Source organism: Leuconostoc litchii (assembly GCF_008107645.1).
GTDB lineage: Bacteria > Bacillota > Bacilli > Lactobacillales > Lactobacillaceae > Leuconostoc > Leuconostoc litchii.
Genome location: NZ_SDGY01000006.1, coordinates 45757 through 61246, shown reverse-complemented (window position 1 = coordinate 61246; position 15490 = coordinate 45757). Strand labels below are relative to the sequence as shown.

The following is a 15490-nucleotide window of genomic DNA, read 5'->3' as shown; positions in this document are numbered from 1 at the left end:
CACACCAGAAAGCGTTCCCGAAAGCACGCCAGAAAGTGTTCCCGAGAGCACACCGGAAAGTGTTCCTGAGAGCACGCCAGAGAGTGTTCCCGAGAGTACGCCGGAAAGTGTTCCTGAAAGCACACCAGAAAGTGTTCCCGAGAGTACGCCGGAAAGTGTTCCTGAAAGCACGCCAGAAAGTGTTCCCGAGAGCACACCAGAAAGCGTTCCCGAAAGCACGCCAGAGAGCGTTCCCGAAAGCACGCCAGAAAGTGTTCCTGAAAGCACGCCAGAAAGCGTTCCCGAAAGCACGCCAGAAAGTGTTCCCGAGAGCACACCGGAAAGTGTTCCTGAGAGCACGCCAGAGAGTGTTCCCGAGAGTACGCCGGAAAGTGTTCCTGAAAGCACACCAGAAAGTGTTTCTGAGAGCACCTCAAAAAATACAACTAAAAGTATAACGGAGAATAGGCAAGAAAATGGTAAATTACCAGATACCAACGCCAACAATACGAATAGTAGTATTTGGTTATCGTTGTTGAGCATTATCGGGAGTATTATCGGAGTCAGCTTTAAAAGACGTAAAAATTAAGTATTTTTAGTACTGAACACAATAAAAGAATCCATTAAAAGTAAATGGATTCTTGTACATAGGAAACAAACAATTATGGAAGCTATTTTTTTGAATACGTATTATGCAAAAGCATTATCAGGCGCTAGTTACGCTGTTAATAAGAGAATGGAGTTATTTCAACAACATAACATTAATACAACAGTTATTACAACAAATTATTTTATAACCAATCGTTATTATTTAGCGCATCATTTTCCAAATCAAATCATTAACTTTCTTGATCTAACAGATATATTAGCAGATAATATTTTTGTTAATGAGCAAAACGCTTTGAAAAAATTTATAATGCAGAAAGAAAAACAATATACGATTGATTTTGAAAACAGAAGAGGTATTAGTCCTAATCAGTCATATTTTGTGTGGCGGCTATATCCGGATGGTCGATTGTTGAGTGTTACTTACTATAATAAAAACCACAACCCGATACGCACTGATTCTTATGATTGGAGAGGATATTTGTCAACTTTTTCTTATTTTAGTTATGACAGTGTCAAAAACAAATTGTATGTTGCACGGAGAGAACATTTTAGTAGTAATGGTATTAAAAAAATTATTTACCATTTTCAAAGTTCTAATAATATTCGCCGAATTGATTGGATTCGTGATAATAATGAAGTGCAGGTTTTCAACAATGTAAATGATTTAATGCTGGAAGGCTTAATTTATTATACTTCGAATAATAAACATTATTTGATCATTTCTGATTTGTTTAACACGAATACTATTGCTAAAATTAGTCGATTGAATCAAAGACCTAATACTAAGTTATTAATTCAGTTGCATAATATTCAGGTAAACTCTACTTTAGATCATCAGCCAGTAAGAATAGGATATAGTTATCCTATTCTAAACCAAGAAAGATATAGTGGCATAATTGCTCTAACCGCAAGACAAAAACAAGATATAGATTTGTTTCGACGAAAAGAGAAATCAAATGTTTATACTATTCCCGAAAACTGGTTTTCTAAACAAGATATTGAACAATATCACAAAATTAACTGGGAAGATAAAGAAGATGGCTTGGTTATTGTTTCAGCCAGACTTGATCAAACCAAGCAAGTTGATCATGCAATAAAGGCGATAATATTTGCCCGACAGAGCATACCTTCAATACATTTGGAAATATGGGGTCAAGGGGCTGAAAAAACTAAATTGCAAGCATTAATTGATAAGGAAAATGCTCAGGAGTTTGTAAAACTCAAAGGCTTTACTGACAATGAAAAAATGAAGAAACGTATGTCGGATGCCAAATTACATTTATTGACATCGGTTCATGAAGGTTTACCGATGGTTCTTTTTGAGGCACAAATAGGAAAGACCCCCTCAATTTGTTACGACATTGATTATGGTCCTGACGATATCATTGAAAATCGTGTTAATGGAGAACTAATTACTGCTAATGATGTAAAATACTTGTCCATAAGAATTGTTGAATTGTTTAAAAACAAAGAAGATACTTTGCAAAAATATTCTGTAAACAGCCAACATGCTATAAAAAAATATAGTGACAGAAATGTATGGCATCTATGGGAAAAACTGTTAGAAAAGATTTATTGATTATGAAAATAGTTGTAGCTAAAGAAATAAATGAAGAACTTGAAAGTTGGCAAAATCGTCAAACGGAGTCCGTCTTGTTCATAACGTGGACTTCAGATATTATTTATGAGTCTCGAGAGAACGAAGTGAATTTGTATGATTTTACGCGTCATCGTAATGGACATATTGAATTAACAAATTTACCTTTCTCAAAATATCAAATTTTAAATTATAGTTCAGTTTCTGGAGAGCATCAATTCGAATTTAAAAATTTTAATGATCAAATAGTTAATAAAATATTTTTAGCCAACGAAGACCTTGGTGTACAAACAACATATAATTATGACAAATATCAAAAAATTGTTAGTGTTGATCATTTCAGGAGTACTGGGTTAGTGCAACAAGTGATTTATGATGATAAGGGAGATCCAATAACTAATCGATTCATTGGAACTCATAAAAAAATAGAAATTTATTGGCAGCGAATGAACAATGAATTAACTGAAACAGGGATGATGTTATTTGATCATAATGAACAATCTTTTTATAATTCATATTGGGATTGGCAGTTTCAAGAGTTTTATAAAGTTATCAATAAAAATCAGAATGTTACAGAAATTATAAGCTATGAATTACCTACTTTGAATAGTCACATTAAAACTCGAAAAGTCCAAAAAGGTCATTTTTATTGAAAGTAGCATTCAATTTTCTGTACATTCATCCAAATGATCTATTTCAATTCTAAAATTTATTATATATGCATATTGTTTTAAATATGCATACAATTACGTTATACTTACCACACTGAATTAGATAAGATTGAAGGAGAACAATATGTCATTTGAAGAAAAGTTTGATAATGCAAAGGATCAATTAGCTGGCAAAACGAAAGAAATCGAAGGCAAGATTACTGGTGATAAAACACGTGAAATAGAAGGTAAAGTGCAAAATATTAAAGGCGAAGCAAAAGATGATGTGCAGAAAATTCGAGACGTTGCGCATGATGATGTTGAAGCTGTTAAAGATGCATTGAAAGATAAGAAAAAACCTTCAGAAAACTAAATATACTCAAGTTGTTTAGACTGGCAGAAATTCGAGCCAGTCTTTTTGTATGGTATAATTAAACGTATGTACATTGAGCGATTCTATTTTAGAATTGTTTTTAAAAAAGAAAACAAAGGAAAAATAGTTAATATGTTTGCAGCGCTAGCTGACATTTATTACTGTTTAATAAGGTTTTACAAGAATGCCACTTAATAATAATGATATAATTATTCGTTTACGATATGCATTAAATATCAAAAATACTGACATGATTAAAATTTTCCAATTTGGTGGTTTAACGATTGATGAAGAACAGCTGCATGTGTTGCTGACAAAACAAGCAGAAGATACTAAACGTGACGAAAAGGTTGATAGAGAAATACTGGAGTCATTTATGAATGGGCTAATTATTTCGCAACGTGGTGAAAAAATTGGTGCTGATTTGAAGCCTGTGCCACCAACATTTGATATGGTTAATGATGCGGCTATTAACAATGTTGTCATTAAAAAATTAAAAATTGCAATGGGCTATACAAGTGATGATTTAATTAGTTTTTTGAAATCGGCAGACATTAAAATTTCCAACAGTGAATTGAGTGCGATATTACGTCGACCTGATCATCGTAATTATAAGCCTGCTGGGGATCGTTATCTGCGCAATATCCTAAAGGGAATGGCGATAGAATATCGTCCTAAGGATGTAAAAAGAGCATCTCATAAATAGTGTTGTAAACGGTTTCATCTGTGTGTACAATTAAATTAAGAACATGTTTGCAAGGAGACACAGATGGTAGAACGAACTTTTATGATGATTAAACCTGATGGTGTTGCGCGAGGTAAAATCGGTGAAATTATCCAGAGAATTGAGCATAAAGGATATGTTATCACGGCAATAAAGATGGTACGACCGACGCATGAATTGTTAGCTAAGCACTATGCTGAACATCTGGACAAACCTTTTTATCCTTCTTTGGTACGCTATATGACTTCAGGTCCTGTTGTAGCAATGATTGGCGAAGGAACAAATATTGTTACCGGTTGGCGAATGCTTATGGGAGAAACTAATCCAACTTTAGCGGCTCCTGGCACAATACGAGGTGATTTAGGACGTGAGTGGTCAGGTGATGCGATCAAAAATATTGTTCATGGATCAGATAGTATTACTGCAGCAGAATATGAAATTAGTCTGTGGTTTTCATAATACTTTGATAAAGCGCCACAGCGCTTTTTATTTTGAATTTTTTATTAAAAACATGTATTTTAACATCATTTTAAAGTGCTACTAAAGTTTGGTAAAATAGTATATATGGACTTGGAGAAAGAATTAAATGCAATTAGGAAATATTGAAATATTAGAAAATCAATCATTAGCACCATATGCTTATACGCAGACGGGTGGTTTAGTTGACTATTTGGCAATACCAAAAAATATTCAGGAATTACAATTGTTAGTTAATTGGGCACAAAAACTAGCTATTCCGGTGCATGTCTTCGGTCGTTTATCTAATTTAATTGTTCGCAATGGCGGATTACGTGGCTTGTCAATTTTGTTACAGGATTTAAAAGAAGTCACAGTTGACAAAAACAGTATCACAGCTGCGGCAGGCGCTGACTTAATTTGGGTCGCTGAAAAAGCATTGGAAAATCAGTTAAGTGGTCTAGAATGGGGTGCTGGTATCCCAGGTACAGTCGGTGGTGCAGTATTTATGAATGCGGGCGCCTATGGCGGACAAGCAGATATGGTTATATCCAGTGTAACTGCATTAATGCCAAGTGGTACGTTACAAACATTTGGTATAAATGAGTTAGCATTTGGCTATCGGCAATCAGTTTTTCAACAAAATGGCGGTATTATTCTTAGTGCAACATTTGATTTAACTGCTGATAACTACAGTGTAATCAAGCGTCATATGGATGAAAATAATTTCAAAAGGGCTAATAAACAGCCGTTAAATTATCCGTCTAATGGTTCGGTTTTTAAACGACCAGAAGGTTATTTTGCTGGCAAATTAATCATGGACTCCAATTTACAAGGAGTCCGTCGCGGTGGAATTGAAGTGTCAAAGAAGCATGCTGGTTTCATGGTGAATGTCGACCATGGTACAGGGAACGACTATGAAGATTTAATTCACTATGTGCAAAAAACTGTTTATAACAAATTTGGTGTGCACTTGGAAACGGAAGTTAGAATAATGGGAGAGCGATAAGCCATGGCACTACTAGAATTAATTGTAATATTAATTGTGGCGGTAACTGTGTCTAATGTTGTCTCACATTTTATACCTGAAATTCCAATTAGCTTGTTTCAAATTGTGATTGGAATATTTTTAGCTTTAGCTTTTGGTATATATGTGGAAGTGGATTCGGCGTGGTTTATGCTACTATTTATTGCCCCGTTGTTGTTTAATGATGCTTGGCGTTTTCCAAAGCGTGAGTTATGGGAATTAAGAGGGCCAATTTTAGGGAACTCTATTATTTTAGTGATATTGACAACCTTAGTTGGTGGATTTTTTATGCATCTGTTGATGCCACAATTACCTAAATCAGTGGCTTTAGCTTTGGCAGCGGTTATTTCACCGACTGACCCTGTGGCGGTTCAAGCCATTGCCAGACGTGTTAAATTACCTGAGAATGTGATGCACATTGTTGCTGGAGAAAGTTTGATTAACGATGCTAGTGGACTAGTTAGTTTTAATACGGCTATCAAGGCGACTGTTGCAGGTACCTTTTTAATTGGCGAGGCTGTTGGAAATTTCTTTTGGATGACAATTGTTGGTTTAGCTATTGGACTTGTTTTAGGAAGTTTTGTTAGTTGGTTACGTGATTCTTTTGATCGTGTAGGATTAAATGACGTGGTGTTTCATACTGTAGTGACGCTGTTGATGCCTTTTGTTATTTATTGGGTTGCCGAAGATATTTTTCATTCATCAGGTGTTATTGCTGTAGTAGCTGGTGGGATTATTTCAAAAATTTTAAGTGACCAACATGTTAATGAAAGATCACCTGAAATTAATATTGTCACGGTTCGTACGTGGGAAGTTTTTGTTTACTTGCTAAACGGTACGATTTTCATATTGTTGGGGATTGAGCTACCTGTTGCAATGGATAGTATTGTGCGAAGCACGCAAGTACATACTGGCTTGGCAATCTTTTATGGTGTAGCAGTGTGGTTTATTATCTTTGCCATACGTACTTTCTGGGCATATGGTTCTCAAATTACTTATCACCTAAAACATAAAGAGCGGACAATCTCTTTTCAGACTGCAATTATTTCAGGATTGACTGGAGTTCGCGGCGCGGTTACGATGGCTGCTGTTTTAACAGTACCCGCAACGATTGCCGATGGATCAACATTTCCGCAACGAAATTTACTGGTATTCGTGGCAGCTGTTGTTGTAATTATGAGTCTTTTGGTTGCAACAATCATGTTACCAATTGTTACTAAGAAACGTACAACACATGATTTTACCCAACCTGAAGTAGGAGAAGTTGATTCGTCAGATACACATGAATCTAAAAATGATTTGACTGAAGCACAGGCGCGTATTTTTTCTATTCGTGTCGGTATACAAGTTCTTAGGGAGCAACAAAACGATAAGAATAGAATTATTGTCTACGAATTGATTAGTCGAAAACAAAAGATAGTTGATCAAATATATCAACAATTGAATCAAAAAAATAATCATCAAATTAATATTGAAGATGGTCGAGAATTACGTCATATTGCTTTAGAGGCGCAACGTAACTGTTTGCGACAGCTGCTTGCCGATGAAAAAATTTCAACGTTAACATACTCTTCACAAAATCGAAAGTTAGACCACTTAGAAAATATGATTGAATCTAATAAGCATTATCATTTGTCTACACAATGGATTATCATACTATGGCGTCGGACACTGAGGAGTATTCGTATTTGGCTATCAGATGAAACAACAGATCAGTTTCAAGCAGAGAGTTCTATGGCAAATCGTGAAATGGCTAAAGAAGCAATTCAATCTTTATCTGACTATATGGCAAAGTATACAGGTGATACGGTTTCACATCGAATGGAACGTCAAGCAGCGTATGACTTAATTATTTATTATCGTAATCAAATTGAAAAAGAACGCCATCCTGATTCACCTAGACAGCGTGAGTTGGACGATAAATATCGAATGGAGTTAGAGATAAAGGCTTTGAATGTAGAACGAGAAACAATTCAACAACTCTATGAACAACAACGTATTACTAGGCAAGCCGGTATAAATATTAGACAATTTATCAATTATGCTGAAACAGCTGCTTTAGCAGGAAGGGATGAAGAGTAGTTAATTATGAACATATTAGTATATTTTACATTCAATAATTTAATGCACGTAATTGATATTGCTATTATTTGGTTTTTACTATATAAATTAATTCAATTTGTGGAAGGTACACGTGCATTACAGATACTGTTTGGTGTAGGTATTGTTATTCTAGTCAAAGTAGTTAGTTGGTACATTGGTTTGGTAACTGTTTCGTGGATTATGGATCAGTTAATTACGTGGGCACCAATAGCTGTTGTTGTTGTCTTTCAACAGGAAATCAGACGTGGATTAGAGAGTTTAGGACGCCGTCTTGTGATTCGACGTGCACGCATTGATAATTCTAAAGAACATCAACTCATCAAAAGTTTAGACGACGCTCTACAATATATGTCTAAGCGTAGAATTGGCGCGTTAATTACGATAAAGCGTGATGGTAGTTTAGATGAATATATTAAAACAGGTATTAAGTTAGATGCTTATATTACTGGCCAATTACTAATCAATACTTTCATTCCTAATACACCATTACATGATGGAGCTGTCATTATTGATGATGATCGTATTGCTGTTGCGGCAGCCTATTTACCGTTATCAGAAAGTACACGTATTCCGAAGGAGTTAGGAACACGTCATCGTGCTGCCGTGGGAATTAGTGAAGCCAGTGATGCCATTACAGTTGTTGTTTCTGAAGAAACTGGAGAGATTTCGATTACACAGGCTGGCGATTTACTGAGAAATATGGATCAAGAATCATATATGAATTTTTTTGAACATCAGTTCTTAGTGCAAGTTGAAGAAAGAACTGATAATCATTGGTGGCAAAAGATTGGAGGACGTTCTAAATGAAAAAGATTGGACAGTCTAAAATCGTTAATTTGGTGGTTTCGCTGGTAATCGCTATATTACTTGCCACATATGTTTCTAGTACTAAGCAAGGAACTTCGACAAGCAGTGGTGGTTCTACAAATTTTTCGACATTAATTCCGGAGAAACGAGCAACCTTGAAAGTGCCACTGAACCTACAAGTTGATTCTGATAAGTATGTTGTTATTGGTGCTCCCTCCACAGTTAAAGTTGGTATTGAAGGATCAGGTCCACTAGTGACTGCTGCACAGAGTCATAATGATATACAAGCGAGCGTCGATTTACGTAGTTTAGGTGTGGGAAAACACAATGTGAAAGTTGCTTTAAGAGGTGTGAATTCTTCATTAACTTCTACAATAACACCACAAACAGTTACTGTTACTATTGCCCAAAAGAAATCAGCAAAATTACCGGTACAAGTTAATTTTGATAAGAGTAAAGTTGCAACAGGATATGCAGTAAACGATACGGTATCAGATCCGAAAAACGTAACTATTTCAGGTCCTAAGGCAAATATTGAGGCGGTTAGTTATATCGATGCTAAAGTCACATTGGACAATAATGTCAAGAAGTCTATTACACAATCTGTTCAATTAGTTGCGCGTGATAAAGATGGCAATGCAGTTGAAGTTAATTTCAGTGATAAAACAGCTAATATTACATTAGATGTTGAGCCGGAAGATAGTAAAAAGTTAAATTTGAGTGCAACAATAAAAAATGGTAACAGTGATGACTATAGCGTTACATTTGATCCAAAAACGGTGACGGCCTATGGATCATCTGATATACTTAAATCGATAGACACTATTAATATACCCGTAGATGTGACAGATATTAGTAGTAAAACTACTCGCACGATTAAAGTTCCTGTACAGACAGGAATAGTTGAATATAACGTGACAAGTGTGAAGGTGACTATTACCCCAACAACGACTAGTAGTACGTCGTCGATTACGAGTACGTCATCTTCTAGTAGTAGTTCATCATCAACTTCAACTACCTCAACAAGCAGTACTAGTAGTACAGAGAGTAGTACAAGTACAACATCAAAAACTGAAGGACAGTAGATATGTCAGAAATTAATCTTAAATATTTTGGAACAGATGGTGTCAGAGGTGTTGCCAACAAAACACTTACGCCTGAACTGGCTTTTCGTTTAGGTCGCACAGGTGGTGCGATTTTGACAAAACATGCCAATAACAATGACAAAAAACCAGTCGTTATTGTTGGACGTGATACACGTATTTCTGGAGAAATGCTTCAACAGGCAATTATTGCGGGATTTTTATCTGTAGGAATTGATGTGTTACGTTTGGGTGTAATTACAACACCAGCTGTAGCTTTCTTAGTCCAAAACTTAGAAGCAGATGCAGGGGTGCAGATTACTGCTTCGCATAATCCAGCAGCAGATAATGGAATCAAGTTTTTTGGAAATGATGGTTTTAAGTTATCTGATCAACTAGAGTTTGAAATTGAACAATTGCTCGATGAATCAGAAGACAGCTTACCACGACCCAGTGCTGAGGGTCTTGGCGTAGTTAATAATTATCCAGAAGGGGTCCAAAAGTATTTAGAATTTTTACAGAAAACAATTCCAACAGATCTTAATGGTATGAGAGTTGCTCTAGATGGTGCTAATGGTGCTACCAGTGGTTTACTAGCAAGATTGTTTGCAGACCTAGGGACGGATTTTGTGACATTAGGTACAGAACCTAACGGTTTAAATATCAATGATGGCGTAGGATCAACGCACCCCAGCGGACTCGCAGAACTTGTCAAAGAAAATGATGTTCAAGCAGGACTGGCTTTTGATGGCGATGGTGATCGTTTGATTGCTGTTGACGAAAATGGCGCCATCGTTGACGGTGATAAAATTATGTTTATCACTGGAAAGTTCTTAAATGAGCAAGGGCGCCTCAAACACAATGCTGTTGTATCAACTGTGATGAGTAACATTGGTTTTTACAAAGCATTGGCTGAAAATGGGATGACTAGTATTAAAACAGCCGTCGGTGATCGTTATGTGATGGAAGAAATGATTAAATCTGATCATAATCTTGGCGGTGAACAATCTGGACATATTATTTTCAGAGATTGGGCAACAACTGGAGATGGCTTGTTAACTGCTTTGCAACTATTGTATGTTATGAAGGAAACGGGCAAAAGATTATCCGAATTAGCCGCACCTGTACAAATTTATCCACAGAAGTTAGTGAATGTCGTGGTTAATGATAAGGTTGCAATTCAGCATGATCCAGATGTTATTGCTAAAATTGCCGAAATAGAAACACAAATGGCAGGAGATGGTCGCGTATTGGTTCGACCATCTGGTACAGAACCTTTATTGAGAGTAATGGTTGAAGCACCAACACAAGAGTTGGTCGAAAAATACGCTGAAGCAATTGCTGATGTTGTGCGTCAAAAATCTGAATTATAATATTTATTTCGTATTTCAAAAGATAGTGACTGTAACTTTTCGGAAAGTGTAGTCACTTTTTTGATATAATAGAACATAGACTACGCTTTAAAAGGAAAATAATGTGTCACAAGATAGTTTTAAATCACACATCTTAACAAAATTTAATATTGTATTTAATGATGAGAGCTTATTAATGGAAGCCCTCACACAACGCAATTACCTCAACGAGCACCCTGAAGACAAGAGTCGTGATTATCAGCGTCTGGAGTTTCTCGGTGATTCTGTTATGCAGATGCTAGTTGCTGAGTATTTATTTAAAAGATATCCAGATTGGCATGAAGGCCAACTGACAGAGATGCGTATTGCGATGGTTCAAACAAGGTCGTTTGCCCATTTTTCACGTATGGTACGTTTAAATGAAGGTATTCGACTTGGTAAGGGCGAAGAAATGAGTGGGGCTCGTGATCGTGATTCTCTCCTTGAAGATATCTGGGAAGCCTTTATCGGTGCCCTATATCTTGATCAAGGGGCCGATAATGTCAGAAAGTTTTTAAACCAAACATTATTTGCTGCAATTGATACAGGATTCTTCGACCGCTTCATTGATTTTAAGAGTCGATTGCAAGAACGATTGCAAATTAAGGGTTCAGTTGATATCGATTATCATACTGAAAAAGAAAAACAAATGTCAGATAATACACAATTGTTTGAGGCTAGTGTCTCGGCAGATGGCAAGGAATTAGCTCGTGGAGAAGGAAAATCGATTAAAGATGCTGAAAAAGCTGCAGCACGAGCGGCGCTAAAATTACTGGAAGATAATGTCAACTTATGAAACTGAAATCACTTGAAATTAGCGGATTTAAGTCATTCGCTGACAAGACAATGATTGAATTAATGCCAGGAATGACCGGTATTATTGGGCCAAATGGTTCAGGAAAATCAAACATCATTGAAGCCATTCAATGGGTGATGGGTGAGCAATCTGCCAAAGATTTACGTGGGACGAAAATGTCCGACGTTATTTTTGGTGGTACGGATAAACGTGGTGCTTTAAATCGTGCAGAAGTTTCAATAACCTTTGATAATTCGGATCACTATGTACAATCCGATTTTAATGAGATTCGTATTACGAGAAAACTCTATCGGTCAGGTGAAAGTTCTTACCAAATTAATGGTATTGAAAGCCGGTTACGTGATATTCATGAATTATTTATGGATACAGGATTAGGACGAGAAAGTTTTTCAATAATATCGCAAGGACGTGTTGAAAGTATTTTTAATGCAAAGCCGGAAGAACGACGGGGTATTATCGAAGAAGTTGCTGGTGTTTATAAGTACAAGCAAAATAAAGACAAAGCACAAAAAGAGCTGACACAAACTAGTGATAATTTATCACGAGTGGCAGACATTATTTACGAAATCAAAAATCGGGTCGACCCATTAGCCCAACAGGCTGCTGAGGCAACCGATTATTTAGCACAAAAAGAACGTTTCGACACTTTGGATAAAGCGCGGTTAGCCCTATCAATTCATGATTTGAATAATCAAATTGCAAAAGCCACACAGGAGGTTGAAGAACATGATAAACGAGTTAACCAGACTAAGGTTGCACTTGACGTAATCAATAAGGAGTTATCTGACAAACGCCAGGAACGGACCAGTGCACAAATATTACGTGATGAATTACAAAAAAATATTCTTGATTGTACTCAAAAACGTGAACGTTTAATCGGTGCTAAAAATTTAAGCGTACAACAAATATCAACATTGAAGAGAGATATTTTGTCTGCGCAGACACAGAATCTTGATCTGAAAAATCGTTTACATCAGTTAGACAAACAAATCAACGATTTGATGGAGCAAAAAAGCAATTTACAGTTTAGTAAAACGAATGTGCAGACAAAAATTGCACAATTTGATACAACTTTGCAAATTGAATTACAACAAGGTTTACAAGAAAAAATCGATACAAATCGCCATGAGTATATTCGAACAATGCAAGATATTGCGACCTTGAACAACACGCGGAAAAATGATGAAAAGCTTTTAAATCAGTTAAAGAACCGACAAAATATCTTGAATGCACGTATTGATGAAGAGAGAAAAAAATTAACAACACTACAAGTAGATTTTGAAAAATATCAACCAGATGAACCAAAAATATTAAATACTAAATCATTAGAACAAAATGTTGTGGAACTTCAGAAACGACTTGATACCTCATCTAAAGACTACAAGATTGCGGAACAAAAATGGTATCAGGCGCTAGACGAATTGAATAAAGTTCGTAGTCAGCGAGATGCACTCAATTCACTAGATGAATATGCTGGTTTTTATCAAGGTGTACGTGCATTATTGAAGCCACAAGTGTTAGCTAAGTTTAAAGGTATTCAAGGTGTTGTTGCTGAATTGTTGACAGTTCCTAGTCGTTATACAGTAGCTATTGAAACAGCATTAGGTGCTGTACTACAACAAGTGGTTGTAGATAAAACAGCAACAGCAAAGCAAGTTATTTCTTATTTGACCAAAAATCGTGCTGGTCGTGTGACTATTTTACCAATGGATACCATAAAGCCACGTCAATTAAATGGGATTGAACTAGTCGAAAATATGTCTGGATTTATAGGGATTGCTTCAGATCTAGTTGAAATGCCTAAAGAAATGTCAGCAATTAAAGCTTACATTTTAGGTACTACAGTATTAGCTGAGAACTTAGATGCTGCTACTGAAATTGCCAAACGAGGTCATTTCCGCTTTCGTGTCGTGAGTTTAACAGGACAAATTGTTAATGCTGGTGGTTCCATGACAGGAGGTGCAACGCAAAAACGTGGTACAACCCTGTTGGGGCGTCAGGCAGATATTGATAAGTTGAGCCGACGTGCTGAAGAATTATCTACTAAATCAACTAAATTTGAAGAGAATTTACAGCAAAAACGTTCTGATATTGAGCAATTACAAGGGCAATTAGTAACTACAAGAGAAGCACTACAGCATGCACAAAACAGTACTAAGAAAGTTGATTATGAATTGTCGCGTAGGCAAGATGGCATTAACCAACAAGGACGTGCAGTGCAGGCATTGCAATATGAAATAAAAGAAATCGATAGTCAACAGAAAGAACTCCAGCAACAGATTAAAACATACGATACTAAAATTATCACTATTGAGCAACAAAAATTAAAGCAAGAAAAACAGGCTGATGTGCTATCTCATGAACTGGAGGCAATTTCAGTCCAATCGCAATCATCTCGTGAAGAACAATCGGCTTTGCAAACTCAATTTGCAACTATCAAGGCACAATTTGATAGTATTAGTAGCCAATTAAAAATTTTTAACAGCCAACGTGAAGAGTTACAACAGGAATACGACACTGTACAAAAAAGTTTGACTACCTTAAATGAACAGTTGGCAACTGCACAAACTAATGTTGATAATCAATTACTTATTGATGATATTTCACGTCAACTTGAAACAACTCAAAATGAATATAATGGCATTAATACAACAATAACTGGCTTAACCGACAAAATAACTACTTTGGAAGATCAATTTGCTACACAACAAGATATCTTGAGAAGTACCGTTGGGTTACAAAGTCAATCTGCTGCTCATTTGGCTCGTTTACAGACACAGGTAGAGAATTTACAAACACAATTATTAACACAATACGATATTGGTGATGTAGAATTTTTGTATCAAACAGTAGCTGAGATGAATTTTCAAAATATAACTGAACAATTAAGACTTGTGAAACGTAGTCTAGATGAAATAGGTCAAGTTAACCTTGGCGCAATTGAGGAATATGAAGCTGTAAAAACACGTCTTGAATTTTTGACACAACAACGGGATGACTTGAATGTAGCTAAAGAGACGTTGTTGCAAACTATTGATGAAATGGATCAAGAAGTACAGGTACGTTTTAAAGCAACATTCGACGCTGTTGCTAATCATTTTTCAGATATTTATACAAAAATGTTTGGTGGTGGTCGTGCAGAAATTAGCCTGACTGATCCATCACATCTACTCACAACTGGTATTGATATTACTGCACAACCACCAGGTAAGAAATTCCAACAAATGAGTTTATTATCTGGTGGCGAAAAAGCCTTGACAGCTATTACATTATTATTTGCCATTTTACATGTACGTCCTGTGCCATTTGTTGTTTTAGACGAAGCGGAAGCTGCCTTAGATGAAACAAATGTTGGACGTTTTGCTAAATTTTTACGTGATTTTGCTGGCGATACGCAGTTTATTGTCATTACACATCGTAAAGGGACAATGATGAATGCCAATTTATTATATGGTGTGACGATGCAAGAGGCAGGAATATCTAAAATGGTCGCAGTTGATTTGGATAAAGTACCGGAAGCAGTTTCTTAGTGATATCATATGTTAAAGCATAAGTAATCGTTTAGAAGTATGTGATTTATTTGGATTAGGAGAGAAATAAATGGGATTATTTGATATTTTCCGTAAAAAGAAAAATGAAACGGTTGAACAGCAGCCTGCATCAGAATCCACAGAAATATTACGTGAGTCTGAATCAAGTGACGCTGCTTCTACTAGTGAACGTAACCATTCATCATCAGAAAGCACATCAGCCCTTGCACAACCAATGATGGAACAAGTTGGGTTAGTTAATGAGACAGAAGCAAAGATTTGGCAAGAAGCGCTTGACAAACAAAAAAATGATATTTCAGAATTAACAGAAACAGAAACAGAAAC

At 36.1% G+C, this 15490-nt stretch carries 13 protein-coding genes and 1 pseudogene; all 14 read left to right on the top strand.

Annotated elements, in window-relative coordinates; all coding sequences use genetic code 11:
• Positions 1–568: LPXTG cell wall anchor domain-containing protein (locus tag ESZ47_RS08235; protein ID WP_148606487.1), on the top strand; the 568-nt coding region annotated here is incomplete at its 5' end.
• A 75-nt stretch (positions 569–643) separates the two neighbouring features.
• The gene (locus ESZ47_RS08230; RefSeq protein WP_148606485.1) at positions 644–2167 is read left to right on the top strand and encodes a glycosyltransferase; all 1524 of its coding nucleotides are present in this window, start codon (positions 644–646) and stop codon (positions 2165–2167) included.
• Between the two features lie 2 nt (positions 2168–2169).
• On the top strand, positions 2170–2838 hold the full coding sequence (locus ESZ47_RS08225; protein WP_161595285.1) for a hypothetical protein: 669 nt from the start codon (positions 2170–2172) through the stop codon (positions 2836–2838).
• A 142-nt stretch (positions 2839–2980) separates the two neighbouring features.
• On the top strand, positions 2981–3208 hold the full coding sequence (locus ESZ47_RS08220; protein ID WP_148606482.1) for a CsbD family protein: 228 nt from the start codon (positions 2981–2983) through the stop codon (positions 3206–3208).
• Between the two features lie 184 nt (positions 3209–3392).
• Positions 3393–3914, top strand: coding sequence for a YehS family protein (locus tag ESZ47_RS08215; RefSeq protein ID WP_148606480.1), 522 nt, complete (start codon positions 3393–3395; stop codon positions 3912–3914).
• A 63-nt stretch (positions 3915–3977) separates the two neighbouring features.
• The gene (ndk, locus tag ESZ47_RS08210) at positions 3978–4391 is read left to right on the top strand and encodes a nucleoside-diphosphate kinase (protein WP_148606478.1); all 414 of its coding nucleotides are present in this window, start codon (positions 3978–3980) and stop codon (positions 4389–4391) included.
• A gap of 127 nt (positions 4392–4518) precedes the next feature.
• Complete coding sequence (gene murB / locus ESZ47_RS08205) at positions 4519–5397, top strand: UDP-N-acetylmuramate dehydrogenase (RefSeq protein ID WP_148606476.1); 879 nt, start codon at positions 4519–4521, stop codon at positions 5395–5397.
• 3 nt (positions 5398–5400) lie between these two features.
• Positions 5401–7497, top strand: a complete 2097-nt coding sequence (locus ESZ47_RS08200) for a Na+/H+ antiporter (RefSeq protein WP_148606474.1) — start codon at positions 5401–5403, stop codon at positions 7495–7497.
• A 6-nt stretch (positions 7498–7503) separates the two neighbouring features.
• Positions 7504–8325 carry a diadenylate cyclase CdaA gene (gene cdaA, locus ESZ47_RS08195; protein ID WP_148606472.1) on the top strand — a complete coding sequence of 274 codons (822 nt, stop codon included), beginning with the start codon at positions 7504–7506 and terminating at the stop codon, positions 8323–8325.
• Positions 8322–9410, top strand: a complete 1089-nt coding sequence (locus tag ESZ47_RS08190) for a CdaR family protein (RefSeq protein ID WP_148606471.1) — start codon at positions 8322–8324, stop codon at positions 9408–9410. The genes cdaA and ESZ47_RS08190 overlap by 4 nt, the downstream gene beginning before the upstream one ends.
• Before the next feature lie 2 nt (positions 9411–9412).
• Positions 9413–10780 carry a phosphoglucosamine mutase gene (gene glmM, locus ESZ47_RS08185; RefSeq protein WP_148606469.1) on the top strand — a complete coding sequence of 456 codons (1368 nt, stop codon included), beginning with the start codon at positions 9413–9415 and terminating at the stop codon, positions 10778–10780.
• Positions 10781–10910: 130 nt separating this feature from the next.
• On the top strand, positions 10911–11594 hold the full coding sequence (rnc, locus tag ESZ47_RS08180; RefSeq protein ID WP_425280132.1) for a ribonuclease III: 684 nt from the start codon (positions 10911–10913) through the stop codon (positions 11592–11594).
• Complete coding sequence (smc, locus tag ESZ47_RS08175) at positions 11591–15145, top strand: chromosome segregation protein SMC (protein ID WP_148606465.1); 3555 nt, start codon at positions 11591–11593, stop codon at positions 15143–15145. The genes rnc and smc overlap by 4 nt, the downstream gene beginning before the upstream one ends.
• Before the next feature lie 70 nt (positions 15146–15215).
• Positions 15216–15490, top strand: a pseudogene (locus ESZ47_RS08170) (signal recognition particle-docking protein FtsY); the annotation flags it as partial.

What these genes read in the sequence shown, in the direction of transcription:
- ESZ47_RS08230 (WP_148606485.1), top strand. Translation starts at nt 644, where the DNA reads ATGGAAGCTATTTTTTTGAATACGTATTATGCAAAAGCATTATCAGGC.
- ESZ47_RS08225 (WP_161595285.1), top strand. Translation starts at nt 2,170, where the DNA reads ATGAAAATAGTTGTAGCTAAAGAAATAAATGAAGAACTTGAAAGTTGG.
- ESZ47_RS08220 (WP_148606482.1), top strand. Translation starts at nt 2,981, where the DNA reads ATGTCATTTGAAGAAAAGTTTGATAATGCAAAGGATCAATTAGCTGGC.
- ESZ47_RS08215 (WP_148606480.1), top strand. Translation starts at nt 3,393, where the DNA reads ATGCCACTTAATAATAATGATATAATTATTCGTTTACGATATGCATTA.
- ndk (WP_148606478.1), top strand. Translation starts at nt 3,978, where the DNA reads ATGGTAGAACGAACTTTTATGATGATTAAACCTGATGGTGTTGCGCGA.
- murB (WP_148606476.1), top strand. Translation starts at nt 4,519, where the DNA reads ATGCAATTAGGAAATATTGAAATATTAGAAAATCAATCATTAGCACCA.
- ESZ47_RS08200 (WP_148606474.1), top strand. Translation starts at nt 5,401, where the DNA reads ATGGCACTACTAGAATTAATTGTAATATTAATTGTGGCGGTAACTGTG.
- cdaA (WP_148606472.1), top strand. Translation starts at nt 7,504, where the DNA reads ATGAACATATTAGTATATTTTACATTCAATAATTTAATGCACGTAATT.
- ESZ47_RS08190 (WP_148606471.1), top strand. Translation starts at nt 8,322, where the DNA reads ATGAAAAAGATTGGACAGTCTAAAATCGTTAATTTGGTGGTTTCGCTG.
- glmM (WP_148606469.1), top strand. Translation starts at nt 9,413, where the DNA reads ATGTCAGAAATTAATCTTAAATATTTTGGAACAGATGGTGTCAGAGGT.
- smc (WP_148606465.1), top strand. Translation starts at nt 11,591, where the DNA reads ATGAAACTGAAATCACTTGAAATTAGCGGATTTAAGTCATTCGCTGAC.